This is a genomic window from Maridesulfovibrio sp. (assembly GCF_963666665.1).
Classification (GTDB): Bacteria; Desulfobacterota; Desulfovibrionia; order Desulfovibrionales; family Desulfovibrionaceae; genus Maridesulfovibrio.
The window spans coordinates 3,480,579-3,503,952 of sequence record NZ_OY762999.1; the positions used below are offsets into that span (position 1 = coordinate 3,480,579).

The window sequence follows — 23,374 nt, forward strand, 5'->3', positions numbered from 1 at the left end:
ATATGAAATCTTAGAAACGGAGACCATATGCGTCGTTTGATCGTCCCCCTCTTCCTGTTTGTATTATTGGCCGGATGTGCACAGAAGAACCTGTCCGCTTCCGTGCACTATCTCACTCCCTTACCAAAATCCATGCAGCAGGTTGATGATGTGCAGCTTGCTTACCGAACCTTTGGTGAAGGCCCGCCCCTGCTTATGATCATGGGATTTGCCGGGACTATGGACATCTGGGATGCGCAACTGGTCCGAGAACTAAGCAGGGAACATACGGTGATCATCTTTGATAACCGGGGTATGGGCAGCTCAAGTAATGGAACTGAGGAAATTACAATTTCCCGTATGGCTGTAGACAGTGCCGGATTGTTACGAGAACTCGGATATCCTAAGGCAGATGTGTTCGGCTGGTCCATGGGCGGGCTGATCGCTCAGGAAATGACGCTTAATTACCCGGACAAAGTCGGCAAGCTGGTTCTGCTAGGGGCTTCCTGCGAAGCTAAGCCTGTTGCGGATATTATCCAAAAATTGATGAAGATGGATATGAAGGAATTGCTGAGCCATTTCTTTCCGTCCGGTTGGGTTGAAAAATATCCAGATGCCTATGCTACGCTACCGCGTCCGGCAAGTCCTCCTGACCCGGCAATCATACAAGATCAGGCCGATGCCATGATAGATTGGGATGGCTGTTGTTCACGGCTTAACAGGCTAGATAAATCCACGCTGGTCATTTCCGGTCTGGATGATGATATTCTGCCTGAGAAGCTGTCCCTTGAAATAGCGGAACGGGTAAAAGGAAGCTGGCTGGTACGCTACAGGAATGCAAACCACTGGCTCATGTATCAGGACCCTATTGGTCTTGGACAGACGGTGAATAATTTTTTTGCGACAGAGCAGGATTTGTTTCCAAACTAATTTAATAGCAAAGCGTCCTGCTCTTTAAAGAACAGGACGCTTGTTTTTTATATGAGGCGAAGCCTAATAAAAGTTTTGGGAGAGTCCAGAGAACCTTTTTGAAAAAGGTTCTTTGGTCCCCGAGGGGCCGCCGGAGGCTTCTACCAAATATTCTTAGTATTCTCCTTGCTGTCATCAAAGAGTCTGGTGAAATCGTCAAAGGCGGTCAGCGCCGCTGCAGCTCCCTGACCGGTGGCGGTGATGATCTGGCGCACTCCTCCGGTCACGTCTCCGGCAGCGTAGACTCGTTCCACGCTGGTGCGCTGGGTGGGATCAACCTTAATGAAACCATCCGGGCGCAATTCACATCCCAGTTTTTCAGCAAGTTCGGTGTTGGCGGTATGTCCGATGGCTACAAATACTACGTCGGTATCGAGAATAGTCTCTGCGCCGTCTTTGTTAATAATACGGGCTGATTCAACCTGATCCTCACCGATAATCTCGGTAACCTGACTGTTCCAGATGATCTTGATGCCCTCGCGGTTTACGGAATCCTGCAGCACTTTTTCGGCCCGGAATTTGTCTCCACGATGGACGATGGTGGTTTCGATGCCTAGATGCTTAAGGTGCAGTGCATCGGTGAGCGCGGTGTTGCCGCCGCCGACGATGACAGCCTTGCCGCCCTTGTAGAAGTTTCCATCGCAGGTGGCACAGTAGCTGACTCCGTGACCGTAAAATTTATTCTCACCCGGAACGCCGAGCATGCGCACATTTACCCCGGTCGCAAGCAGGACACCTTTAGCCTGGTAGTGCTTTTCATCGGTGACAATTTCGATGCGAGGGCCGTATTTAGCATCCTTAACTTCGGCAAATTGATGGATGTCGGTGTATTGGCGGGCATGGGAACCTAGAATTTCCACCAATTCAAAGCCTTGAATGTTGGTGAATCCGGGATAGTTCTCAACCTTGGGAGTTAAAGCAACCTGTCCGCCCACACCTTGCTTTTCAAGGATGATACAGCTCAGTCCGCTGCGCTTAGCGTAAATCCCGGCGCTCATTCCTGCCGGTCCCCCGCCGACGATGACCAGATCGACATCTTCGTAAACAGTTTCTTCGGTTGCTTCAGCCTTTGCTGCTCTTTGCTCTTCAACTACTTCTTCGAGTGGTTTCAGGAAGAGCAGCTGAAGCATAAATTTTTCTTCCGGTTCCAGTCCGGTAAAGGTGACTGTGTCATTGATATCGGTATGGGGAACAGAGCCGACCTTGTATTCGTGAGCCATGTTTTCATTATCAAGAGTGGAAATATTCCAAGCTGATATTTTGTCCGGTCTGGCAACGGCTGCCTTGAAGGCGTTGATGGCCTGTCCGGGACAATATGGGCAGGTCGGACTGGCAAAGATTTTTATCAGGCGGTCTTTTTCCAGAGGTTCGAGTATCTCTTTTGTCGAGTCAGAAATTCCGTCTGCACCTTTGGAAGCAAGGTTCAAAGCTTCTACCAAGGCCCGGCCTTCTTCTCCGGCAGGTGCACCCAGAAAACGGATATCGTATTCATCCGGTGAGATCAGTATGGTGGGGGTGGCAATAATATTGCGGTTTTTACCCATTTCACTGTCTACCGCATATTCGCGTAACTCAATCTTATCACTGAACACATTGAAAGCGCGACAGATGTTCAGGGTAAATTCATTATATTCACGGTGTTCTCCTTCGGCAGTGTATACTTCAAGAGTTACAGTACGGTTGAATTCGACAAAAAGTTTTTCAAGATATTTGCGGCTCTCTTCGGGAATGAAATTGCGGTATTTTTCTTCTGCGCTCAGTGTACTCATGGTCAGCCTCCTTATTGATCCCGCTTTAATTCTGCGGGCACGAATCTTCTTATCAACTATAGTATAGTTCTTTCATTAATATGACTTATTTTACAGGTTCGGAAAAGGTTTTTCCCGAATCAACGTTTTTATTTATCAGTAATAATTATCGAAAGCAATGAGAACTGGAGTTATTTAAGGATAATCTTGAATATGTTATCAGATAAGAACTTTGTGTTGGCAGGAGTAATGCCGAGCTTGGCATAAAGGTGTTTAAGGCTGCCTTTATGCCCCCAGAGTTCGCCTGAGTATTGTTGGGGGACGATTAGTCGAGCAGGTTCTGATCCATGCATGGCCAGTTGAGAACGCAGAAACAGGTAAAGTGCCTTGGAGCGGATTTTCTGACCCAGAGCCGGATGGACAGGGCCGGCTACAATATTGTCTTCAAAGCCTGCTTCATGGGCGACACCGATGCGGATAACATGAATTTTGTGTTGCCAGAGACGCAACAGGGCTGGAGCCAGTTCCTCTTCAGTACGGCTCAGGGACCACGGGGTGTATTTACTTGCCCGGTAAAGTTTTTCCAGTCCGGTCCCTTTTACGGTCAGGCAGGGATAGATGCGTACTGCATCAGGCTTAAGCGCAATAGTTTGGCTGATGTCGCGCTGAAAATCGCCGCGTTTTGTTCCGGGCAGCCCGGGTAGAAGCTGAATTCCCAGCGAGAGGCCGTTTTTCTGGATGGTGCGGCAAGCATTGATAGCGGTTTCAGGAGAATAGTTACGGGCAGAGCGGCGCAGGACTTCTGCTGAAAAGCTCTGGATGCCCAGTTCAATCATGTCCAGTCCCGATTCATGCAGTTTTAAAATCCGGTCGGGCTCAATACAGTCCGGTCTGGTGGAGCAGCGTATTTTGGTCAGAAAACCCTGTTGTTTGAATTTTTCGGCAAGAGAAATGAAACGTTGCTGCCATTCAAAGGGTAGGGCAGTAAAAGTTCCGCCGAAAAAGGCCAGTTCAAGCGGGTTGTGCTTGCCGTCAGAGAAAAATGCTGGAATTCCACATTCAATATCTTGATATATTTCGCTTAATGTCTTAGCCCCTGTTCCTGTCTGTCTATTTTGGGAGCAATAAATACATTTTGTGGGGCAACCCATAAAAGGCATGAAAACCGGCCAGATACGTGTTTTTTTGTGGGGCGGTTCCGGATGTTTAAAAAGTGTAGTGCTCATAGCTTAATGGTGTATAACCAAAAAAATAAGACAAATCATGCCTTTGTTTAATAAATTAGCTTGATTAAAAAAACGTGGTCGGTTATTTATTTAAATATAACTGTCTCTTGAAGTTTTCAGGATCGGTTTAAGACTATTTGTTTTAACATGCAACTGTGGGAACAGCAGCAGTATTCATTATGAGTAATCAGGATTGTATATTCTGTAAAATCGTGGCCGGGGAAATTCCCTGCTTCAAGATTTATGAAACTGACAAGGTGCTTAGCTTTCTGGATATCGGGCCGGTCAATAAAGGGCATGCCCTTGTTATCCCCAAACAGCACTGTGAAAATATTTGGGATCTTCCCGCAGAGTTGGGGCAGGATATAATCACAGCCGCCCAGCTTGCCGGGGATGCCATCGTCAAGGCTACCGGAGCTGACGGTTTGAACCTGATTATGAATAATAATGAAGCGGCAGGCCAGCTGGTTTTCCATGCTCATTTTCATCTTATCCCCAGATTTAAGGAAGACGGTTTCGTCCACTGGGACCAGAGTGAATATGAAAGTATGGATGAAGCTTCAGCGCTTGCCCAAAAGATAGAAAAGATGATAATGGGATAAATTAATAGTAATTTATTCTCAGACGATAACGCCTTTTTACCTGAATCGCCGTGTTCGGCTCTTTTGTCGGCACGGTTAACATTAAAACCGCCGCCCCTGACCGCAGGGCCGGGGACAACGGAGGAAAGGAATGGCTACCGGAAACACCCTTACTAAAGCCAGCGTTGTTGACTACATCTATGAAAAGACTGACCGGAACAGAGCTGAAATCAAGGAACTGGTTGAATCCATCCTCGACATCATGAAGCAGGCCGTGAAAAAAGATCACGCCATGTTGATCAGTGGTTTCGGTAAATTTGAAGCTTACGACAAAAATGCTCGTAAGGGACGCAACCCCCAGACCAATGAAGCAATTACCCTGCCCGCACGCAAGGTTGTTGTTTTCAGGCTCTCTCGTAAGTTCAGGTCTGAACTGAACGGATAGAACAGCCTGCGTTGCTGTCTGGATTTTTCCCGCTTTGATATTTTGTAATGAAACAAAGGAGCCGGGCTTTACCCGGCTCCTGTTTTGTACTTTTGTGCAATTTATCAGGTAGCGGGTTCTTTTCAGATTTGATGTGCACAAAAAAACGCTCTGTCGAAATGACAGGGCGTTTTTTTGTTTCTAGAGTACTTGGAACTATTCAGTAACAAGAATCACGTTGCCGTACTCATTACCTAGCGAAGCCATGGCGTCTTCAGCTGCCGGGATGTTGTAGAAGTATCCGGCCTGAACACGCATGAATTTTTGACCGTTTACGTCCACCTCAACCATGCGTGATTCTTTGTAGCCGCCGTCGCGCAGGGCCTGCAGGACATTCTGAGCCCGGTCATGGTCGGTGAATGCACCCACCTGAATGTAGTAATGGGCCTGAGCGGTTGCTTCTTCAGTGATGATAATCTCTTCAACTTCAGGTGCGGCCTGCACAGTTTCTTCCACCACAGCCGCTTCTGTCGGGGCTGCTGTTTCAGCTACGATTTCAGTTGCCTCTACAGGCTCCACGTTGACATCATCAATTGCCCGCAGCTCAACAGGGGTGATTCCTTTGTTCACAATTCCCAGCTTGGATGCTGCGGAGTATGAAAGGTCGATGATGCGTAAGTCAGGATCGGCAAAAGGACCGCGGTCGTTGACCCGGACGATTACCTTGCGGCCGCTGGAGCGGTCGGTAACTTCAAGCATGGTGCCCATGGGCAGTGTCCGGTGGGCAGCGGTCATGGCGTACATGTTGTATGTTTCGCCGTTGGCTGTTGTCTTGCCGTGAAAGTCGTCACCATACCATGAGGCCAGTCCCTGTGCCTTGTAGCCTTTTGAGCTGAGATGGGGAATGTAGGTACGGCCATGTACGGTATACGGGTCTGTTTTCAGGACCGGCTTGACCACATTTGGGGAATCCTGCTTCTTCACCTTGTGATGAGTGATTGCGGGAGTGGAATAAATTTTCTTTTTTGCACAGCCTGCAGGAATGAGCAGCAGCAGGACTGCAAGCAGAAGTACATATCTGGACATTAGAGCCTCCGTCGTATGGAAAAATCTTTATTTACCGATGTCCTGATGAATTAATCGGTAATTCATCCATAGTTGTTGAATGGGGTAAAGTCCAGTTTAATGAATTATATTATGGATTGAAGTATTATTTGATTTAGGAATGCTTAGCGCCCGCTTCGTGATAGAGCCAGTGCAAGCGCAGTGGTCAATTTTACCAGTTCATTATTGTTGCGACGTACAGTTGCAGTGAGTCGCTTGCCGATAGTCATAAGCATTTTGGACCCTGTTTGCGGGTGATTTTCCACAAAGTCGAAAAATTTCAAGCGGTCAGTGACCAGAAATTCGGAATCTTCCACCACGGTGACTGTCGCCGAGCGCTGGTCACGGTCGATGAGAGCTATCTCCCCGAACATAGGATAGCTGCTGTCATCAAGGTTGGCCAGCACCTTACAGGTATTTTTAATCTCGCTTAGCGGTAGGGACATTCCTTTCATGAGCATGGCCTTGGTAATACGGACTTTTCCATCCACAAGGATGAACATTTCATCTCCTACCTCTCCCTCGGAGATGATTTCCGTGCCGGAGCACACCGCAATGTTGGCAAAAATAGACTTAACCTGTTGGAGTTCTTTCTCCTCGAGATTTTGGAAAAGTGGGATGGACATCCAGTAATCAGCCATGTTCCGGACCTCCCGGAGCACTTATGACCAGCAAAGCGTCATATTCTTCCATCAGTTCATTGTCCGGAGGATTCATGCGGACTTTTGGTCCCTGCATGCCCAGCGAAGTGTCCTGCCCTGAGGTTTTGAACAATTCCATGATGAACTGGTCCAGTGCTGATCCTTCATCGAGTACATCCTGCAAGGTCAGATTTTTACCCATCTTGCAGGCCGCGACGGGAAGACATCCGCTGGTGTTTCGGACTCTAACACTGAGTTCCCCCCAGCTCATCTGCCGTTCCTCAGCATTGCAGGGACGGAACTGAAGCATCCCTGATTCTCCGATGCCAAGCAGGTTGCGGAAAAAAGACCACATTGAAGGGCTTGCTCCCATCATGCCCATCATTCGACCGGAGATTTCACCGCGGACAAGGATTTCATTGGCTCCGGCGCGAAGCAGATGCTCTTTGTTTTCTTGGCGGGCAATCTCAGCGTAAACCGGGACCTTTGGTGCCAGAGTACGCAGGGCCAGAACCGCGTATATTGCCTGCTGGTCGGATTCCTTGCTGTCCATTCCATTCTGGCAGAGCACGTACACATTGCGGGCCTCGCTAGGATTGGCTCTGGATATTACGCTGGTCTGACTTATGTTGCCGTGTACGAAATTAAGCCGCTCTCCCATATCCAGTTTAAAGGCAATTTCATCCCTTATCTGGCTTTCAAGGTCACTGACAATTACCAGTTGCAGTTTTTTGGGAGATGTCTGTTCATTAAGGGAATCAATCAGCCCAAAGGCATAGTCATTCCATCCGAGTATGATTACATGGTCGCTGGCTTTCACTGATAACAGCCCCTTGCGTTTTTTGGCTTTCTGCTCCACCAGCATGGAAGCCATGTTACCGGTGAGCGAGGTCACCAGCCCGATGCCGGAGATCATGACAAGTCCGCCGAGTATTCTTCCCGGGATAGTGATTGGAACCATATCACCGTAACCAACTGTGGTCAGGGTTACGATAGCCCACCAGAAGGCATGGGATATGCGGGCGTCCTCCCCGTCGCTCAGTTCTATCCAGTAGAACCCGAATGTGCTTAAGAGCAGGAGTAAAGCTGTGGCAATTACCAGCTTGCCGAATCCCGTACGTAGCCAGTTAGTAAATTTCATTAATTTACTATAACCTTTTATCACGGCTGGGTTCAAGGGAAAGGAAAAAAGAAAGCCCGGTTTCCTTTTCAGGAAACCGGGCTTGGACATTCGTATACTTGTATTTCTACAGGTAACCGAGAGCTGCCTTCATTTCGCCGGGAACCATTGCGTTCTCAGCGGGCTCAAGGGCTTTCCAAGAAGCACCGGCCTGTTTGCGTGCTTCCTTGACTTCGTCAAGGGAGTAGCCTGAGCGGGGAACTTCAAGAGACTGACCGGGGTAAATCAGGTCAGGGTTCTTGATCTGATCCCTGTTAGCTTTGTAGATAAGCGGCCACATGAAAGGATCGTTGTAAATCTGTTTGTATTCAGCGATCCACCAGAGGCATTCGCCTTTGGTTACTACGTGGGAAGTGGGCAGAGTTTTGTACTCACTTTCGTAGATTTCCATAGGAGTCGGAGGAACAACTTCTGCAGCGGGTTCTTCCTCAACAACTACAACTTCAGTTTCCTCAACAACCACGACATCTTCCTGCTGGACCTGCTTTTTGGCACATCCCAATGTAAACATCAGGCTGAATGCGATTGCGAGCAAGATCAGTTTTTTCATTTTTCAAGGCCTCCTGCGATATTTAGAATTGTTCGCTTGCTTAGTCATACTTTAACTGTTTTCGTCCAATTATCAACAATTTCTTTTTCTTGCAACACCCTATGGTTGCTTGGGTTTAATTTAAATGCAAGCCCTGTAGCTTCTACGGCCTTCTCCATCCACCCTCCCAAGCGCAGGCTGCGTGAGGCAAGAACATAAAGCATTTCAGGCTCATCTCCATATATTGTATCAGTAAGTATTTCATATTCTTCACGAAAAACTTCATGCACAAGATGGTTCTGGGAAAAGAGCAGCCTGCCCAGAAGTGCATTATCTTTGTGACTTCTCAGATAAATTGGAAAAAGTTTGCGGCAGCGGGCAATAATGAATCTTATGCGGCTGATTTCTCGTTCCATACTTTCTTCGGTCTGCTCAACTACCTGAACGAAATCCTGTCCGATCACTGATTCGGGCAGGGCGGTGTCTTTTCCGCGCAGGTTTGAGAAGAGCGGCGCGTAGTTCAGGTTCTGATAGGCATCTTCACGAAGTTTGAAGGCTTCGTGGAAAATATAGCCCATGCCCCAGTCAAGAAAACGTCCGGCAAGGGGGTCGCCTTCCTCATTGCGAAAAAGAAGGTGGGCTGTATCTTTCAAGCGCCAGAGCAGACCTTTGTTCATCTTGGTTCCGATAAGATCGTCAAGAACTTCAAAACTGACACTGCCTTCACGGTCAAATGTTTCGAATTGCTCTTCCAGCGCACTGCCAGCAAGGCAGAAGTCTCTGAATGTGTCCCGCACAAATTCGGGCATCTTGGACTTTATCCATGAGTTGGACATATGATTTTCCTGTCGGATTTATTTTTTACATTCAGCAAGGCTGGCCAGTTTTGCCAGCTCTGCCAGTCTTTCGTCCGCTTTGCGGTAAAGGGTTCCTTCTGGAAATTTTCCGTCTTCGCCACGTGTTCCGGCTTCCATGCCGGTAAGGATGAAGATGGCGTCTTCGATGGTCTTGACCGGGTAAATGTGGAATTCTCCGTTCTCGACAGCCTGCACAACTTCACTTCTGAGCATGAGGTTTAGCACATTATCCGCCGGAATGATAACACCCTGTTTTCCATTCAGTCCCCTGCGGCGGCAGACTTCGAAAAATCCTTCAATTTTGCGGCTTACTCCGCCTACAGCCATAATGGTTCCGGACTGGCTGACAGCACCGGTGAAGGCGTAATCAAATTTGATGGGTACTCCGGAAATTCCGGACAGCAATGCCGCAAGTTCGGCACCGGATGCAGAGTCACCTTCAATTCCGGCATAGCTTTGTTCGAAGCAAAGTGATCCGGTAAGCACAATGGGTTTGTCCTGTGCGAACAGACCCACAAGGTAGCTCTTAATGATCATCATACCCTTGGTATGGATGGGGCCGCCCATGCGCGCTTCGCGTTCGAGGTCGAGAATTCCTCCATGCCCTACACCGATGGTACAGGAAATCTGGTGCGGCAGGCCGAATTCGTAGTTACCGAAAAGGGTAACTGAAAGTCCGTTGGCCCGTCCGACTCCCTGACCGGATGTCTCCACCTTGATGACCTCACGGTCATATTCATTCATGTATTCATCTTCATAAAGGTTGGACCGGAAGTCCTTCATTGAAATCGCTTCCTCCAGCGACGGAAGGTCAACAATCTCTTTGCCGTCAAGTTTTGCGAGGGCGGATGCTTCAACCATCATTTCCTTGATTAGCGGGATGCGCAGGGAAAGTTTTTTCTGATCTTCAGCCAGACGGCTGGAGTAGTCCACGATCCGTGCAAGTGACTCACGGTCAAATGGCTGTAACTCGGAATCATTAATTATTTTGCCCAGAACCCGAACAAACCGTTCCACGTTATCCGCGTTGCGCGCAGCACTGAGCTGCATGTGGGCCTTGAGCTTAAAGTATTTTCCGAACCGTTCATCATTATAAAGCAAAATTTCGTAAGTTTCTTCAGAACCGATCAAAATGACGGTCAGGTCGAGCGGAATTGGTTCCGGCTCAATAGTCTTGGTCCGGACCTGCTCTCCGTCGCCCGGATCTTCGATTTTGGCCTGTCCGGTACGCAATGCCCGCAGTAATCCTTCCCATGAAGATGGAGTGGTCAGGATATCATCGGCATAGACTATGAGGTAGCCGTGGTTGGCCTTGTGGATGGCCCCGGCCCGGATAAGGGTGAAGTCGGTATACAGGGCGCCCATTTCCGATTCCCTTTCAATGGAACCGAGAAGGTTGAACAGGGTCGGGTGATCTGCCATGACCACCGGAGCGCCTTTGGTCTTGCTGTTGTCCACCAGCAGGTTGACCTCAAAACGTGCAAAAAGATCTTCTATAGGAGAAGCTTCCGGCAGTTGCAGTCCCGGAATGAGGGCGGACGGCTGCGGCTCTTTGGGCATGAACAGGTCGATATTATCAAGCAGTTCTTCTTCAAGTTCATCCAAGTAGCCTTTGATCTTTTCAAATTCATCAAAGTCCTCATGCAGCGGGGCCAGCAGGTCCTTGAGTAATTCCGTTGCCGAATCCTGATGCAGCTTGCGCTCGTCCTTGCGGAATCCTTCTTCGGTTTTGCTGATCCGGCGCAGGATGGTAGTCATTTCAGCCAGCAAATCATCGGCTGCATTGCGCAGGCTTTTGCGGACATCCGGGTCAAGGCGCTCGAATTCGTCGTCATTTAAAATACGGCCTTCCACCAGCGGGATCAGGGTCAGCCCGCCGTGGTCATCTATTTCAAGACTGAAACCGCGTTCTTTTGATAGCTCTTCCATATTAGTGAAAAGATCTTCGCGTTCATCCTGAAAGCTGCGTGAAATCTGTTCAAGGGCTTTTACATGCGGTTCCCGCTCAAACCATGCAGGCAGCTGTTCCTTGATCTGGGAAACGGTATCGGACATGGCATTCTTGAACTCTTTACCCTGTCCGGCCGGAAGACTGACCGAAATGGGATGGTCCTGCTGGGAGAAGTTGTGCAGATACAACTGATCCGGGGGAGTTTCCTGCTTGGCAGCGCGCAGCTGAAAGTATTCACGGGCAAAGTAACTTCTGCCGAGGTTGGGATCCCCGGAAAGATACAGGTTATGGCAGGTCCCCTTGATGGCAAGGGCCATGCGGAATGCTTGCAGGGCCCGGGGCTGGAACTGGTCGTAATCATATTTTGATTCAGGTATTTCTATACTGGAGCTGTACTTGATTTCAGACGGTTCCTGTCTGGATGTGAGTTTGTCCAGAGTCAATTCATAACTAGTCATATCTTTCAAATTTTCCTCTATTAAACAGTGTCCGGTTTTATTCTTAATACTTACGTGCATATGAAAAAAAAGTCACTCAGAACGGTTAAGGGTATAATTTGACAAACGGGCTGATTGTGAAATTTTTTACAAATATAAAAAGTTAGTTATTTTAGAGTAGTGATAAAAAATAAAGATCAAAAAAGTGCTGAATGGGCATTCAAATTTGATTTTGATGTTGCGCGTTGATCTTTTCAGGGATATGAAATTCAGGTGTTTTTTGTTGCGAGGTGGGTTCCACTGCTGATCTTTGGAATAATTTTTCAGTAAAATAGAGCTAATGGATGAAGAATCCGTTGACTCTTATTTGAAGATTATGCTAGACGAAACTCACTTGTGAAGGTTTGCGCAAAGTCCTCTTTGTGCAGCAAATTCCATCCCGGATAAAATAAAGGACCGGAAGCAACATGTTCTTTTTGAAAGGGAATAAAGAGACCTTCGATCTGCTCGGCAATGCCGCTACGATCGGAACTCATCTGGTTGCCTCCACCTTTGTCGGGTTGGGTATCGGGTGGTATCTCGATAAATGGTTGGGAACGAAGCCTTGGCTTCTAATTGTTTTCTTGTGTTTCGGAATCGCTGCCGGCTTCAAGAACGTTTTCGACGAAGTTCAGCGTATTCAGAAAAAGGATCAGGGGAAAGGTCCTGGAACCAATGAAAATAAATCAGAAGATTGAATCATTCCTCCACAGGCGGGGCTTCACTCATCCGGACGTACGCAGTCTGGTGCGAAATCAATTGTACCTTACTGCCGGAACATGCCTTATTGCTGCAGTTGTCTCCATCGGGTTTGCCCACTGGGCACTGGGACTGGCAGCCGGAGCGGTTCTGATTACGTTCAACTTCTGGTCGCTGGCTAAGTTCGGTCAGCATCTGGCTTACATGCGCAAGGGCGCGGTTGTGTCCTTGTTGATTCGCTTCTACGGTCGGCTCATTTTATCCGGGCTGGCTATCTACGGTCTGATAGTCTGGGGGCAGTGTTCCATTTACGCTCTTCTGGCCGGTCTTAGTACGGTAGTTGTGAATGCGATATTTTGGGGCGTAGCCGGGTTTCGGCAAAAAGTGAAGGAGGCATAAGGATCATGGCTGGAGGTTTACCACATCCATTATTGATCATGACAGAGCTTAACAACGCTCTGGGAACTCACATCCCCAACCACGTGTGGTACACATGGTTCGGAATGAGTGTTCTTTTTGTACTGGGTTTTATTGTATCCAGAAGGCTCAGTCTGGTTCCCGGCGGGGTGCAAAACCTTGCTGAGATCATCATCGGGGGATTGGAAGATTTTGTCGTCAGTAACGTCGGTGAGGGCGGACGCAAAGTATTTCCTTTCATGTGTACTCTTTTTGTATACATCCTCACACTGAACCTCATGGGACTTATTCCCGGATTTGACGCTCCCACTGCGAACGTCAATACTAACGCAGCAATGGCTGTATGTACTTTTCTTTACTACAACTACATCGGCATCAAACTTCATGGTGCCCACTACATCAAGCATTTCATGGGCCCCATTCCGGCTCTTGCTCCCTTGATGTTCATCATCGAAGTGGTTTCCCACATCTCGCGTCCGCTTTCGCTTACTCTGCGTCTGTTCGGTAACATCCGCGGTGAGGAAATCGTTCTCGTACTTCTGTTCCTGCTTGCTCCTGTAGTTTCCACCCTGCCCATGTACTTCCTGTTCATGCTGGCAAAGGTTATCCAGGCTTTCATTTTCTTCATGCTTACCATGATTTATCTGAAAGGTTCTCTGGAAGAAGCTCACTAGGATTCAGGCAAACTTAATTTTGGGGAAATGGTCTAACGACCTGTTAAATAAACTTATATTTTGGAGGATTTTACAATGCGTAAAGCTCTGCTTATCGTTCTGAACACCATGGCTCTGGTTCTCGCTGCTGGTGCAGCATTCGCTTCCGGCGTAGCTCCTGAAGTTGCTTCCGCAACCGCTACTGCTACCGCTATCGGTATGGCTATTGCTGCTGCTGGTTGTGGTATCGGTCAGGGCCTCGGTCTGAAAGCTGCTTGTGAAGGTACTGCACGTAACCCCGAAGCTGGTGGTAAAATCACTGTTACTCTGATTCTTGGTCTGGCATTCGTTGAATCCCTCGCCATTTACGCTCTCGTTGTTAACCTGATCCTTCTCTTCGCTAACCCCCTCATCGGTTAGTTTTAAGGATTTGGAAATATTTAAAGGAGGTCTTCGGACCTCCTTTTTTTTCCGCAAATATTGTTAATTTTTTCACATATTTTGATGCCAGTATCGGGGTTTTACAGGCATCTAGGCTATAATCCCTTGCATAAATTAATAATATGCACGCAAAGGGTAGCCGAAACCAAGGGTTTTAGTGTATATAAATCTAATGGAAGGTGGCGGAAAAGGTTGCGTTCGTATCTACTCTCCAGTAGGGAAATTATCGAACTTGCGAGGGAAGGTAGTGGTCTTCCGGACCTCAAAACCTAATACTACCAGCCGAGACTTTTCGTGCAAGTGCATTTGTCATGGAAAATAGGAAACTAAAGTGAAAACCCAGAATATCCCCAAAGCGACCATTAAAAGGCTCGCTGTTTACATACAGGTATTAACAGGACTCAAAAGGGACGGAGTAGAGGTCATTTCCTCTGAAAAGCTTGCCCGGGCCTGTTCGGTCAATCCTTCCCAGATTCGTAAGGATCTTGCATACTTCGGTGAGTTCGGTGTGCGTGGGGTCGGATACTATGTGCATGAACTCATTTCTTCAATCAAGCAGTCTCTCGGTGTAGACCGAGTCTGGGGTTGCGCTCTTGTCGGAGTCGGTAACCTTGGACGAGCACTGTTGCGCCATAAGGAATTCGCCCTTCGCGGATTCTCTATTCGTGCTGCATTTGACTGCGATCCATACAAAATCGGGGAAGTTGTTTCCGGCCTTGAGGTTGTCTGCACCCGCCAGTTTAAGGCGCGAGTGGAAGAGCTTGGCTTGGAGATCGGTATTATCACCACACCGCCGGAAAGGGCGCAGCGTGCTGCGAACTACCTTGTTGATGGAGGCATTAAAGGAATTGTAAACTTCGCACAGGCGAGAATTGATGTTCCTAAAAATGTTCCGGTTGAATACGTTGACTTCACCCACCATTTTTATTCTGTTGCTTTCAATATCAGCTCAATGGAATAAAAATTTACGCAAATTGGTAAGAAATGAATCCCCTGCGGCCTTGGGTCGCAGGGGATTTTTTGTTCTATTCAACAGCGTATTGCTTTTTGATGTTGTGCTTTTTAAGCAAGGCATAAAGTCTGGAAACTGAAATGCCGGATATCTTGGCTGCTTCGGCCATGTTGGCCTTGCTAATAAGTATCAGTTGCTCAAGGTAAATTTTTTCAGCATTGATAATTACCTCGTCCCGATATTCCTTGAAAGACTGTAGCTTGTTAGCATCCGGGATATTGACCGCTGGCATGGGGATGTCAGTGTTCCGGTCCTGAGGTTTACGGGATTTATTGCCTTTGATAAGGGTTAAGCTGTTTTTCGCTTCATGCTTTGGCTGCACTGAAGCTTGAGCCGCTGACACGCGTAAGCGGACAGGCAGATGGATGGGCAGAAATTCCCCGGCTCCGGGATTTGAAGTGAAAACCTGTTCCAGCACATTAAAGAGTTCACGAACATTTCCCGGCCATGGATATGATTTCAAGGCATCAAGGAATTCGTTAGAGATGGCAATGGGAGGTGCGTTGAATTCAACTGCCAGCTTGTTCAAATAGTAGCGGGAAAGCTTATTTATATCATCTCCACGTTGCCTTAATGGCGGAAGCTCAATTGTGAAAGCCTGTAATCTATAGAGCAGATCCTCTCTGAACCGCCCGCTCTGGACCAAAGCATCAAGGTCCCGGTTTGTTGCCGCTACCAGTCTGAAATCACTCTGTTTTTCTTCATTGCCGCCAACAGGACGATAGGTCCGTTCCTGCAATACTCGCAGAAATGATTTTTGCAGGGAGAGAGGGAGTTCACCAACTTCGTCTAGGAAAAGAGTGCCGCCGTCAGCCTTGGCTATTAATCCTTCCTGACTTTTGTCGGCGCTGGTAAAAGCACCCCGCTCATGTCCGAAAAGAATCGATTCAACAAGGTTCTCAGGGATTGAAGCACAGTCGACAATGATGAAAGGTCCGGTTCGGCGCATGCTGTTGTCATGGACAGCCCGGGCAAAGAGTTCCTTGCCTGTGCCGGTTTCTCCAAGAAGCAAGACACCTACATGGCTTTCCGCAGCTTTGGCAGCCTGTCCCAGGCAACGCACAATGGAGTCTGAGCGGCCGACAATATTATGGTGTCCCAGTTTGGGGCTGGAAGATTGTTTCTCAGTGCGATACTGGAAAACTCTCTTCATATGCAGCATGTATTCTTCCCGACTTGCCGGCTTGGCTATATAGTCCCAAGCGCCGGAATTAATGGCCAGCTCAGCTCCCTTGGAATCACCTTGCCCGGTGATGATGATCACCTCAGGCATGTTGCCCAGCTGTTGCAGTTCCGGCAGGGCATCAAGTCCGTTTCCATCAGGAAGAATTACATCAAGAAATACGACATCAAAGCGTTCTTCTCGCGCAAGGGCCATGCCTTCCTTCAGGGTCAGGGCTTTTTCTCCGTCATGTCCGACAGCTTCAGCTATGGCGATCAGCAATTCCCCGATAAATGGGTCATCATCAATAATTAAGACATTGGCCATCAGTAGTTCCGATTGATTTGCAGTTGAGGTATAATGTTAATAATTGGCCTGTGTTTAGAAGCATATGAGCATACGTTCTCCTGCATATCAACCATTTTTAAAAAAACGTTGACTATTTATTGCGGCAGTAATAATTGACTAGTCAACAGTTGACTAGTCAATTGTTGACAAATCAACAAAGCAGGGAAAAATGATAAAAAAACATGCTTCATTCGGATACATGAACGGGCAGATGGGACGGTTGCATAAGGCTATTCTAGCCGAGAAACTAAAATCCGTCGGAATTACATACGGGCAAATCGGTTTTATTATGCAGTCCTTACGCTATCCGGGAAGATCTCAGGATGAATTATCAATGATTCTCAGTGTTGATAAAGCTGCAACTGCAAGGGCGGTCGCCAATTTAATTAAGATGGGATTACTTTACAGAGAAGAGAATCCTGAAAATAGACGTCAGAAACTGGTTTACCCGACTGAGAAGGCAAAAGCCATAAAAGAAGACCTGCATAAAGAGTTGATGGCAGCGAATAAAATTATGATCTCCGGGCTTTCAGGAGAAGAGGCCGAAAAGTTGATGGAATTAATGGGTAAAGTAATTGATACAAGCCGGGATCATTTGGGTATGCCCCGTGTCTGGGATTATTTGTAGCAATATTTCGGGAGAATATAATGGATGATGCAAAGAAAAAAGCAGTCATATTTACGGTGGCGGTGACCCAGTTCACCATGCCGTTTATGTTTTCGGCTGTAGGAATAACCCTTCCGGTTATGGGGCGGGAATTCGGGGCCAGCGGCCTTGATCTCAGTCTTGTGGAATCTGTATATATCGGCAGTGTCGCTGCATTGTTGCTTCCGTTTGGACGGTTGGCCGATATGCATGGCAGGCAGCCCATGTTCAGGCTTGGAGTTTTGCTGTTTGCAATATTTACGTTGTTGATCGGATTTGCCCGGAACATTGAAACAGTGATCTGTTTGCGTATGATTCAGGGTATGGTCGGTGGTATGGGTATAGCCACCAATATGGCGCTGCTGACCAATTCCGTGCCGAAAGAAGAGCGTGGCAAGGCTATGGGACTGGCTGTAGCTGCTGTATATGTAGGTCTTTCTGCCGGACCTTATGTGGGTGGTCTTGTGACATCTCATTTGGGCTGGCGCTGGATTTATTATCTCAGCATGATTCCGCTTGGCATTTCATATTATGTTGCGCACCGTAATTTGAATGGAAAGTTTCGGCCTTCGGATGAGAAGTTTGATTATCCCGGAAGCTTTGTTGTAGCCCTTTCTGTTGCAGCTATTGTTTTCGGCGGAACAAGTCTCGGTGCCGGATGGTTTGGGCCGGTAGCATTGATAGCAGGTTTGCTTGGCGTTGCGCTCTTTATCTATATGCAGAATAGAGCAGAATCTCCGCTGGTGGAATTAACCTTGTTTAAGGAAAGGCGTGATTTTTCCGATGCCGCACTGGTGCAGTTTATCAACTATGCCGGGACATTCGGGATTGTCTTTTTGTTTAGTCTTTACATGCAGTCCGTAAAAGGTTTCAGCCCCCATGACGCAGGATTGGTGCTGGTTATCCAGCCGATTGTGCAGGCCCTACTTTCACCTCTTTGCGGCAGGCTGGCGGATAAATTTTCACCGCGTTTCTTGGCTTTGCTTGGTATGCTGGCCTGTACAGCCGGGACTATCATGGGAGCGATGGTTACTGCCCAGACAAGCCTTCCCTATCTCTATACCATGTTTGTGGTTCTAGGCATCGGTTTTGCCCTGTTCTCATCACCGAATATGATCATTCTTATGAGTAGCGTGCCTCCTTCCCGCTATGGCTTTGCATCTGCAATTTCGGGTGGGCTGAGGACAATCGGTATGGTCTTCAGCATGGTTATTATTGCCATTTTCCTTTCCACCATTATGGGCAAGGCTCCGGTAAGCCCCGAGTATGCTGCTGAGTACCTGACAGTTATGCGATTTTCGCTTTCCAGTTTGTCGGTTCTTTGCGGGATAGCTGTCCTGATTTCCATTCGTTCTGTGCTGAAAAGGCAAAGAGTTGCCAAGAACGGCCTTTGTGTGCAATCTGCCGGGAACAGCAAGGAGGGCTAATGGCGGAAATTAATATCAAAGCTGCGGATATTCTTGGTGCGGCAAGCAAGGCCGGGCGCAAGCTAAAGGATAACACGGCTCAGGATGAAGGGTTTAAGGCGGCAACAGATCAGGCAAGGGTGTTGGCTTATTACCTGACCCTGCTGGTCAAATGGAACAAGTCCATGAATCTGGTAGGTCCACAGGGCTGGGAGCAGGTCTTTCATTCCCTGATCATCGACAGTCTGCATCTTGCTGATTTTCTGGATTCGCTGGAATTGCCCGCCAATCCCGTAACGCTGGATCTCGGATCCGGGGCCGGATTACCCGGAATTCCCCTGCGTGCCCTTTGGCAGGCCGGTGATTACCGTCTGGTGGAATCACGTGAAAAGCGCTGCATTTTCATGCGCACTGCCCTGCGGATGATGAAATTGCCTCGCACAGATGTTTTTCAGGGACGTGCGGAAAAAATTCCGTCCGAAACCCTTCCTGCAGACCTGATTCTCAGCAAGGCCTTCATGCCTTGGAAAGAACTTTTGGAATTCGTTAAGCCTATGCTGGCCGCGCAAGGCAGGATTGTGATCCTGTCCAATGACCCTGCTCCATCTGAGCAGGATCTTGAAGGGCCGGGCTATGAGCTGGAAGATTCAATGCAATACAACGCCGGAGATAAAACTCACTATTTCTGGTGTCTGCGAAGAATGCCTCCGGCGGCTTAAAACTTTTAATAAGCTTCGCATATAGCTTGTTAAAGCTACTTTCAAAATTAAAGCGGCCTTGATTCATTTGAATCAAGGCCGCTTTTTGTTTTGTACGGCAGTAGAAATTATTTTTCTTCTTCCTGACCTGCTCTGGAAAGAGCTTCCAGCAGCCCGCCCTTGAAGATCAGCTTGGTGGCGTGTTCGTCAGCGATTTCCGCGACATCCATAAGCTTTTCAAGGAATTCGAGGATTTCGAATCTTTTTTCTTCAGTTCCGTTATCAAATTCAAATTTCATATCACCGGAAGTCATGTATTCTTCCAGTTTTTCAAGGTAATCCATTTTAAGCATAAGAGTCTCCAGTAACGGGAAATTTATATGTCAAAGCGGCGAAGCCCTAATAAAAAAGTTTTGGATTCTTAAACCCTTTTTAAAGGGTTTAAGCCGCCGGAGGCAAAATCAAATTATCAAAAGCGCAAGCGCATCAATCCATGCCTTTAAACATGATGATAAGGCGAACCGCGAAGTATGGACGCTGCGCGATAGAGCTGCTCAAGGAGCATTGTCCGGGCCAGCTCGTGGGGCAGGGTCATCTTGCTCAAACTAAGTTTGACCCGGGCCGCATTTTTGACTTCGTCAGCCAGCCCGAAAGGACCGCCGATGAGGAAAGTTGGTATTAGATTCGGGTCTTCAGTCCAGCGCTGCAGCTGTTGGGAAAGTTCAACCGAGGTCATTTCCTTGCCTTTCTCATCAAGACAGATGAGCATGTCGGAAGGCTTGAGCTTGGCCATGATGGCCTTGCCTTCGTGTTGTACTTTGTCCATGGGGGGCAGTTTGCCCGGTGCATCCTTGAGAATGGTTTCGTCCAGTTTATGGAAGCGTCCAAGTTTTTTTGTGTAATGGGCGCAGGCATCACGGAAAAACGGTTCCTTGAGCTTGCCGACCCATACAAATTGTATTTTACTCATGTTTAAATTTGTTTAAGTGTTGCGTCCAGCTTGCCGTCTTCAATGTAAACGAGCACGTACCCGCCGCCGGAAGCCATCCCGGGGTTGAAGATGCGGGACTTGCCGATGGAGTCTACTCCGCTTGATTCGTGAATGTGCCCGCAGAGAACGATATCCGGCTGGTGCTTTTCAATGAAACTGCGAACGGCTTTACTGCCTACGTGCATCCCATTGCCGATGACATCCAGTCTGGTGTTGAACGGGGCATCATGGACCACCAGAAGAAGCTGTTCGTAAGCGCCCAGTTCATGATGGGTTTCTTCCAGATATTTTGCCATTTCATCTTCAGATATCTCGCTTGGAGTTCCGAATGGGGTGTTTATGGAGCAGCCTACGCCCATGGTCTTTACGCCTTCTGCAAGTTCACGCACTTCGCAATGCAGATTGGCACCCTTTTCCTTCAAGAACTCGGTGACATTGCTTCTGTCCATATTACCGAGCTGGGCGAGGATGTTCTTGTTTCTGCGGTAGACGCTGTCCCAGACTTTTTCGATAGCCCCTTCCGGGGAATGGTTGGTCAGATCTCCGGTGATGATTACACCGGAAGCATCTTCTAGTCCCGGTAACAGATCAACAAATTTAATACTCTGGTGAACATCGCCGAAAGCGATCCATTTTTTATTGGATTCAGACATACTGTCTCCGATTGTATATGGCTCAGTTAGGATTTTATATGCATTGGTTCCGGAAAATTCTGAATAGCATTAATGGTCCTAAAAACCAATGGTGCCCCGGTCCGTGTGCCGGGCGATCCTGGTATATTTTCGTTATTGTCGCACTTGGTGATTGATTTTTGTAACCTGATTGTGCTTAATTTTCCTAGTCCATGATTGAAACAGAAGAGTAGGTGGCCGAATTGGATAAAGAAATTATTAGACGGCAATTGCTGGAAAGACGTTCTGCCATGCGCGGAACGGATGTGGATTCCATGAGCAGCAATATTGTGGATGCGGTAATGTCCCTTGAGCAATGGGAGCGGGCAGAGGAAGTTCTGCTTTACTGGCCTATCAGGAATGAGGTCGATGTGCGGCCTCTGCTGAAAAATGCATGGGATAGTAATAAAAAGCTGTTCATGCCCTGTTGCCGTAAGAACGAGCCGGGGCAGATGGATTTCGGCGTAGTCAGAGCCGAAGTAGATTTAGCCTCGGGAGCATTCGGTATCAAGGAACCCTGTCGCACTCGTTGTGAATTCCCTGATGCTGTCTCACCTGACTTGATAATTGTTCCCGGCGTGGGATTTGACCGCAGCGGTTTCCGGATCGGTTTCGGGGGCGGCTATTATGACCGCTTTTTGGCCCGGCCGCAGAAAGATGGATTTCTTTCTGTGGGAGTTTGTTACGATTTCCAACTGGTGGAGGGCTTCCCGGTTGAACCTTGGGATAAAGCCGTGCAGCTGGTCTGCACTGATAAGGAAATAATATGGCAAAAATAAATTTTATACCTTTTGTTTTTCCGGGACTGGAGAAGGTTTCGGTTGTTTTCAGTACCAGAGAAGGGGGCAGCTGCAAGTCTCCTTACGATGGAGGAAATATCTCTTATGATGTTGGAGATGATCTTTACGATGTGCGGTCCAACCGTACGGAATTAGCCGCTTCTCTGGGTATTTCTCATTGGCACGAATGCATTCAGGTTCATGGAGATGTTATGCATTATGAACCTGAAGAAGGTTCTCCGGCAGATACTCCCAGTCTTAAGGGGGACGGTCTTGCTACGTCTGCTCCCGGACATGCGCTTGTGATTAAGACTGCGGATTGCCAGCCGATTATGGTCGCCCATAAGAATGGTGATTTTGTAGCTGGATTGCATAATGGCTGGCGGGGGAATGCCATTAATTTTCCGGTCAAAGGAGTGACGGATCTTTGTGAGCGTTATAGCTGTGCTCCTAAGGACCTGCTGGCCGTGCGCGGTCCAAGCTTGAGCCCTGCGGTCTCCCAGTTCATTAATTTTGAATCTGATTTCGGTCCGGGATTTGAGTCATACTTTGACAAGGAATCCAGCACTGTTAACCTCTGGAAGATGACCATTGATCAATTGGTTGAGGCCGGACTTAGGCGGCGGAATATCCATTCCCTTGATCTGTGTACTTATTCCATGGAACAGAGTTTCTTTTCCTATCGCCGGGAAAAGGTTACCGGACGCCAGTGCTCACTTATCTGGATCAAGTAGTTTTTTGTTCTATAGGTAAATAAAAACGCCCCGCAAAGTTTAATTTTGCGGGGCGTTTTGTGTTGTTCTGATTTGTGAGGCTAGGAGTTTTCGTACTTTTCAATAAGTCTGAATACTCTTTCAGCCAGCTGGTTGATTTCAGCTTTGGAGATCTGGTCGTCGGCACCGACTGATTCACCTTTGTGGTACAGGGTGTCGGTGATGATGGAGGAGCAGAGCAGCACCGGGACGTTACGGAGTTCCGGGTCATCCTTAATGCGCTTGGTCAGATTGTGTCCATCCATTACCGGCATTTCAATATCGGTGACTACAATGTCCAGAAAATCGTTGATCGATTTACCTTCGGATTCAGCCCTGCCTTTCCATTCCACGATCTTGTCCCATGCAGCTTTACCGTTGTGGGTTCTGGTTACACGGAATCCGGCATCTTCGAGCATCTGTCCGATCATGCGGCGGATCATGGTGGAGTCGTCGGCAATCAGAGCTTTGAGCTGGCGTTTTTCGATCTTGTCGATCAGTGATGCTTCCGGCATGTCGGTAATATCCATGTCCGGGTTAAGATCGGCAACGATTTTTTCGAGGTCAAGAAGGAATACGATGCGTCCTTCAAGCTTGACCACACCGGTGATGGAGTTAGCGGTAAGCGAGGAAACCTGTTTGCTCGGTGCTTCAACCTGTTCCCAGCTGATGCGGTGAATGCGGGTTACACCGGAAACAAGGAAGGCTGTGGAAATTTTGTTGAATTCGGTGACGATAACTTTGGGGGCTTCGTCTTCAATTCTGTTTTTACCAACCCTGCGGCTGAGATCGATCAGGGGAATGATTTCCGACCTGAGATCAAAAGCACCCAGAACAGCATCGTTTGCTGCATCTGGCATATCGGTCAGCTCAGGCAGGCGAATTATCTCAACGACCTTGGCAACGTTGATGCCGTAATAGTTACGGCGGGTTGAACCGTCATGTACAGTGTCATGCTCGTCGATATAAAATTCAACAATTTCAAGCTCGTTGGTGCCTGATTCAAGCAGAATATTAGTTTGGGACATTTTCAT

26 protein-coding genes are annotated in these 23,374 nt (G+C 48.0%); 13 read left to right on the plus strand and 13 right to left on the minus strand.

What is annotated here, in order from left to right:
- The first annotated feature begins 27 nt into the window (after nt 1–27).
- On the plus strand, nt 28–909 hold the full coding sequence (locus ACKU40_RS16025; RefSeq protein ID WP_320173792.1) for an alpha/beta hydrolase: 882 nt from the start codon (nt 28–30) through the stop codon (nt 907–909).
- Nucleotides 910–1,049: 140 nt separating this feature from the next.
- On the opposite strand, the gene ACKU40_RS16030 is transcribed toward ACKU40_RS16025, so the two are convergent.
- Together ACKU40_RS16030 and ACKU40_RS16035 are read right to left on the minus strand one after the other, a co-directional pair.
- On the minus strand, nt 1,050–2,717 hold the full coding sequence (locus ACKU40_RS16030; protein ID WP_320173793.1) for an FAD-dependent oxidoreductase: 1,668 nt from the start codon (nt 2,715–2,717) through the stop codon (nt 1,050–1,052).
- Nucleotides 2,718–2,887: 170 nt separating this feature from the next.
- Nucleotides 2,888–3,922 (minus strand): radical SAM protein, encoded by a 1,035-nt coding sequence (locus ACKU40_RS16035; RefSeq protein WP_320173794.1) that lies wholly within the window; start codon nt 3,920–3,922, stop codon nt 2,888–2,890.
- Nucleotides 3,923–4,101: 179 nt separating this feature from the next.
- On the opposite strand from ACKU40_RS16035, the gene ACKU40_RS16040 reads away from it, so the two are divergent.
- On the plus strand, nt 4,102–4,524 hold the full coding sequence (locus ACKU40_RS16040; protein ID WP_320173795.1) for an HIT family protein: 423 nt from the start codon (nt 4,102–4,104) through the stop codon (nt 4,522–4,524).
- Between the two features lie 130 nt (nt 4,525–4,654).
- Nucleotides 4,655–4,948: an integration host factor subunit alpha gene (locus ACKU40_RS16045; RefSeq protein ID WP_320173796.1), complete on the plus strand. Its 294-nt coding sequence runs from the start codon at nt 4,655–4,657 to the stop codon at nt 4,946–4,948.
- A gap of 195 nt (nt 4,949–5,143) precedes the next feature.
- On the opposite strand, the gene ACKU40_RS16050 is transcribed toward ACKU40_RS16045, so the two are convergent.
- The 6 genes from ACKU40_RS16050 to ACKU40_RS16075 all read right to left on the minus strand — a co-directional run bounded on the left by ACKU40_RS16050 (nt 5,144) and on the right by ACKU40_RS16075 (nt 11,647).
- Nucleotides 5,144–6,013 carry a septal ring lytic transglycosylase RlpA family protein gene (locus ACKU40_RS16050; protein ID WP_320173797.1) on the minus strand — a complete coding sequence of 290 codons (870 nt, stop codon included), beginning with the start codon at nt 6,011–6,013 and terminating at the stop codon, nt 5,144–5,146.
- 143 nt (nt 6,014–6,156) lie between these two features.
- Complete coding sequence (locus ACKU40_RS16055; RefSeq protein WP_320173798.1) at nt 6,157–6,672, minus strand: cyclic nucleotide-binding domain-containing protein; 516 nt, start codon at nt 6,670–6,672, stop codon at nt 6,157–6,159.
- The gene (locus ACKU40_RS16060) at nt 6,665–7,813 is read right to left on the minus strand and encodes an ion channel (protein WP_320173799.1); all 1,149 of its coding nucleotides are present in this window, start codon (nt 7,811–7,813) and stop codon (nt 6,665–6,667) included. The genes ACKU40_RS16055 and ACKU40_RS16060 overlap by 8 nt, the downstream gene beginning before the upstream one ends.
- A gap of 106 nt (nt 7,814–7,919) precedes the next feature.
- Nucleotides 7,920–8,402 (minus strand): LysM peptidoglycan-binding domain-containing protein, encoded by a 483-nt coding sequence (locus tag ACKU40_RS16065; protein WP_320173800.1) that lies wholly within the window; start codon nt 8,400–8,402, stop codon nt 7,920–7,922.
- 44 nt (nt 8,403–8,446) lie between these two features.
- Nucleotides 8,447–9,217, minus strand: a complete 771-nt coding sequence (locus ACKU40_RS16070) for a hypothetical protein (RefSeq protein WP_320173801.1) — start codon at nt 9,215–9,217, stop codon at nt 8,447–8,449.
- Between the two features lie 18 nt (nt 9,218–9,235).
- Nucleotides 9,236–11,647: an AAA family ATPase gene (locus tag ACKU40_RS16075; protein ID WP_320173802.1), complete on the minus strand. Its 2,412-nt coding sequence runs from the start codon at nt 11,645–11,647 to the stop codon at nt 9,236–9,238.
- A 446-nt stretch (nt 11,648–12,093) separates the two neighbouring features.
- Between ACKU40_RS16075 and ACKU40_RS16080 the strand changes: the two genes are divergently transcribed.
- From ACKU40_RS16080 to ACKU40_RS16100, 5 genes are all read left to right on the plus strand, one after another.
- Complete coding sequence (locus tag ACKU40_RS16080) at nt 12,094–12,363, plus strand: AtpZ/AtpI family protein (protein WP_015853588.1); 270 nt, start codon at nt 12,094–12,096, stop codon at nt 12,361–12,363.
- Nucleotides 12,341–12,763, plus strand: coding sequence for an ATP synthase subunit I (locus ACKU40_RS16085; protein ID WP_015853587.1), 423 nt, complete (start codon nt 12,341–12,343; stop codon nt 12,761–12,763). The genes ACKU40_RS16080 and ACKU40_RS16085 overlap by 23 nt, the downstream gene beginning before the upstream one ends.
- A 5-nt stretch (nt 12,764–12,768) precedes the next feature.
- A complete protein-coding gene (gene atpB, locus ACKU40_RS16090; RefSeq protein ID WP_320173803.1) occupies nt 12,769–13,455 on the plus strand; it encodes a F0F1 ATP synthase subunit A in 687 nt (228 codons plus the stop codon).
- A gap of 75 nt (nt 13,456–13,530) precedes the next feature.
- Nucleotides 13,531–13,854, plus strand: a complete 324-nt coding sequence (atpE, locus tag ACKU40_RS16095) for an ATP synthase F0 subunit C (RefSeq protein WP_027720687.1) — start codon at nt 13,531–13,533, stop codon at nt 13,852–13,854.
- 352 nt (nt 13,855–14,206) lie between these two features.
- Nucleotides 14,207–14,836: a redox-sensing transcriptional repressor Rex gene (locus ACKU40_RS16100; RefSeq protein ID WP_015853584.1), complete on the plus strand. Its 630-nt coding sequence runs from the start codon at nt 14,207–14,209 to the stop codon at nt 14,834–14,836.
- A 64-nt stretch (nt 14,837–14,900) separates the two neighbouring features.
- Here the strand turns inward: ACKU40_RS16100 and ACKU40_RS16105 are convergent, their stop codons facing one another.
- Complete coding sequence (locus ACKU40_RS16105; RefSeq protein WP_320173804.1) at nt 14,901–16,376, minus strand: sigma-54 dependent transcriptional regulator; 1,476 nt, start codon at nt 16,374–16,376, stop codon at nt 14,901–14,903.
- Between the two features lie 190 nt (nt 16,377–16,566).
- Here ACKU40_RS16105 and ACKU40_RS16110 point away from each other — a divergent pair, with 190 nt between their 5' ends.
- Genes ACKU40_RS16110 through rsmG form a run of 3 tightly spaced genes read left to right on the plus strand, consistent with a single transcriptional unit; the run spans nt 16,567 to nt 19,168 of the window.
- Nucleotides 16,567–17,025, plus strand: coding sequence for a MarR family transcriptional regulator (locus ACKU40_RS16110; protein WP_320173805.1), 459 nt, complete (start codon nt 16,567–16,569; stop codon nt 17,023–17,025).
- A 20-nt stretch (nt 17,026–17,045) separates the two neighbouring features.
- Nucleotides 17,046–18,470 carry an MFS transporter gene (locus tag ACKU40_RS16115; RefSeq protein WP_320173806.1) on the plus strand — a complete coding sequence of 475 codons (1,425 nt, stop codon included), beginning with the start codon at nt 17,046–17,048 and terminating at the stop codon, nt 18,468–18,470.
- Nucleotides 18,470–19,168, plus strand: a complete 699-nt coding sequence (rsmG, locus tag ACKU40_RS16120) for a 16S rRNA (guanine(527)-N(7))-methyltransferase RsmG (RefSeq protein WP_320173807.1) — start codon at nt 18,470–18,472, stop codon at nt 19,166–19,168. Before ACKU40_RS16115 ends, rsmG begins: the two co-directional genes overlap by 1 nt.
- A 107-nt stretch (nt 19,169–19,275) precedes the next feature.
- On the opposite strand, the gene ACKU40_RS16125 is transcribed toward rsmG, so the two are convergent.
- The 3 genes from ACKU40_RS16125 to ACKU40_RS16135 all read right to left on the minus strand — a co-directional run bounded on the left by ACKU40_RS16125 (nt 19,276) and on the right by ACKU40_RS16135 (nt 20,791).
- Nucleotides 19,276–19,500 carry a hypothetical protein gene (locus ACKU40_RS16125; RefSeq protein WP_320173808.1) on the minus strand — a complete coding sequence of 75 codons (225 nt, stop codon included), beginning with the start codon at nt 19,498–19,500 and terminating at the stop codon, nt 19,276–19,278.
- Between the two features lie 146 nt (nt 19,501–19,646).
- Nucleotides 19,647–20,117, minus strand: coding sequence for a 23S rRNA (pseudouridine(1915)-N(3))-methyltransferase RlmH (locus tag ACKU40_RS16130; protein ID WP_320173809.1), 471 nt, complete (start codon nt 20,115–20,117; stop codon nt 19,647–19,649).
- 2 nt (nt 20,118–20,119) lie between these two features.
- The gene (locus tag ACKU40_RS16135) at nt 20,120–20,791 is read right to left on the minus strand and encodes a metallophosphoesterase (protein WP_320173810.1); all 672 of its coding nucleotides are present in this window, start codon (nt 20,789–20,791) and stop codon (nt 20,120–20,122) included.
- A 212-nt stretch (nt 20,792–21,003) separates the two neighbouring features.
- Here ACKU40_RS16135 and ACKU40_RS16140 point away from each other — a divergent pair, with 212 nt between their 5' ends.
- Nucleotides 21,004–21,588 carry a 5-formyltetrahydrofolate cyclo-ligase gene (locus ACKU40_RS16140; protein ID WP_320173811.1) on the plus strand — a complete coding sequence of 195 codons (585 nt, stop codon included), beginning with the start codon at nt 21,004–21,006 and terminating at the stop codon, nt 21,586–21,588.
- Nucleotides 21,576–22,322 carry a polyphenol oxidase family protein gene (locus tag ACKU40_RS16145; protein WP_320173812.1) on the plus strand — a complete coding sequence of 249 codons (747 nt, stop codon included), beginning with the start codon at nt 21,576–21,578 and terminating at the stop codon, nt 22,320–22,322. Before ACKU40_RS16140 ends, ACKU40_RS16145 begins: the two co-directional genes overlap by 13 nt.
- Before the next feature lie 80 nt (nt 22,323–22,402).
- Here the strand turns inward: ACKU40_RS16145 and ACKU40_RS16150 are convergent, their stop codons facing one another.
- Nucleotides 22,403–23,368: a chemotaxis protein gene (locus ACKU40_RS16150; protein ID WP_320173813.1), complete on the minus strand. Its 966-nt coding sequence runs from the start codon at nt 23,366–23,368 to the stop codon at nt 22,403–22,405.
- Nucleotides 23,369–23,374: the final 6 nt, after the last annotated feature.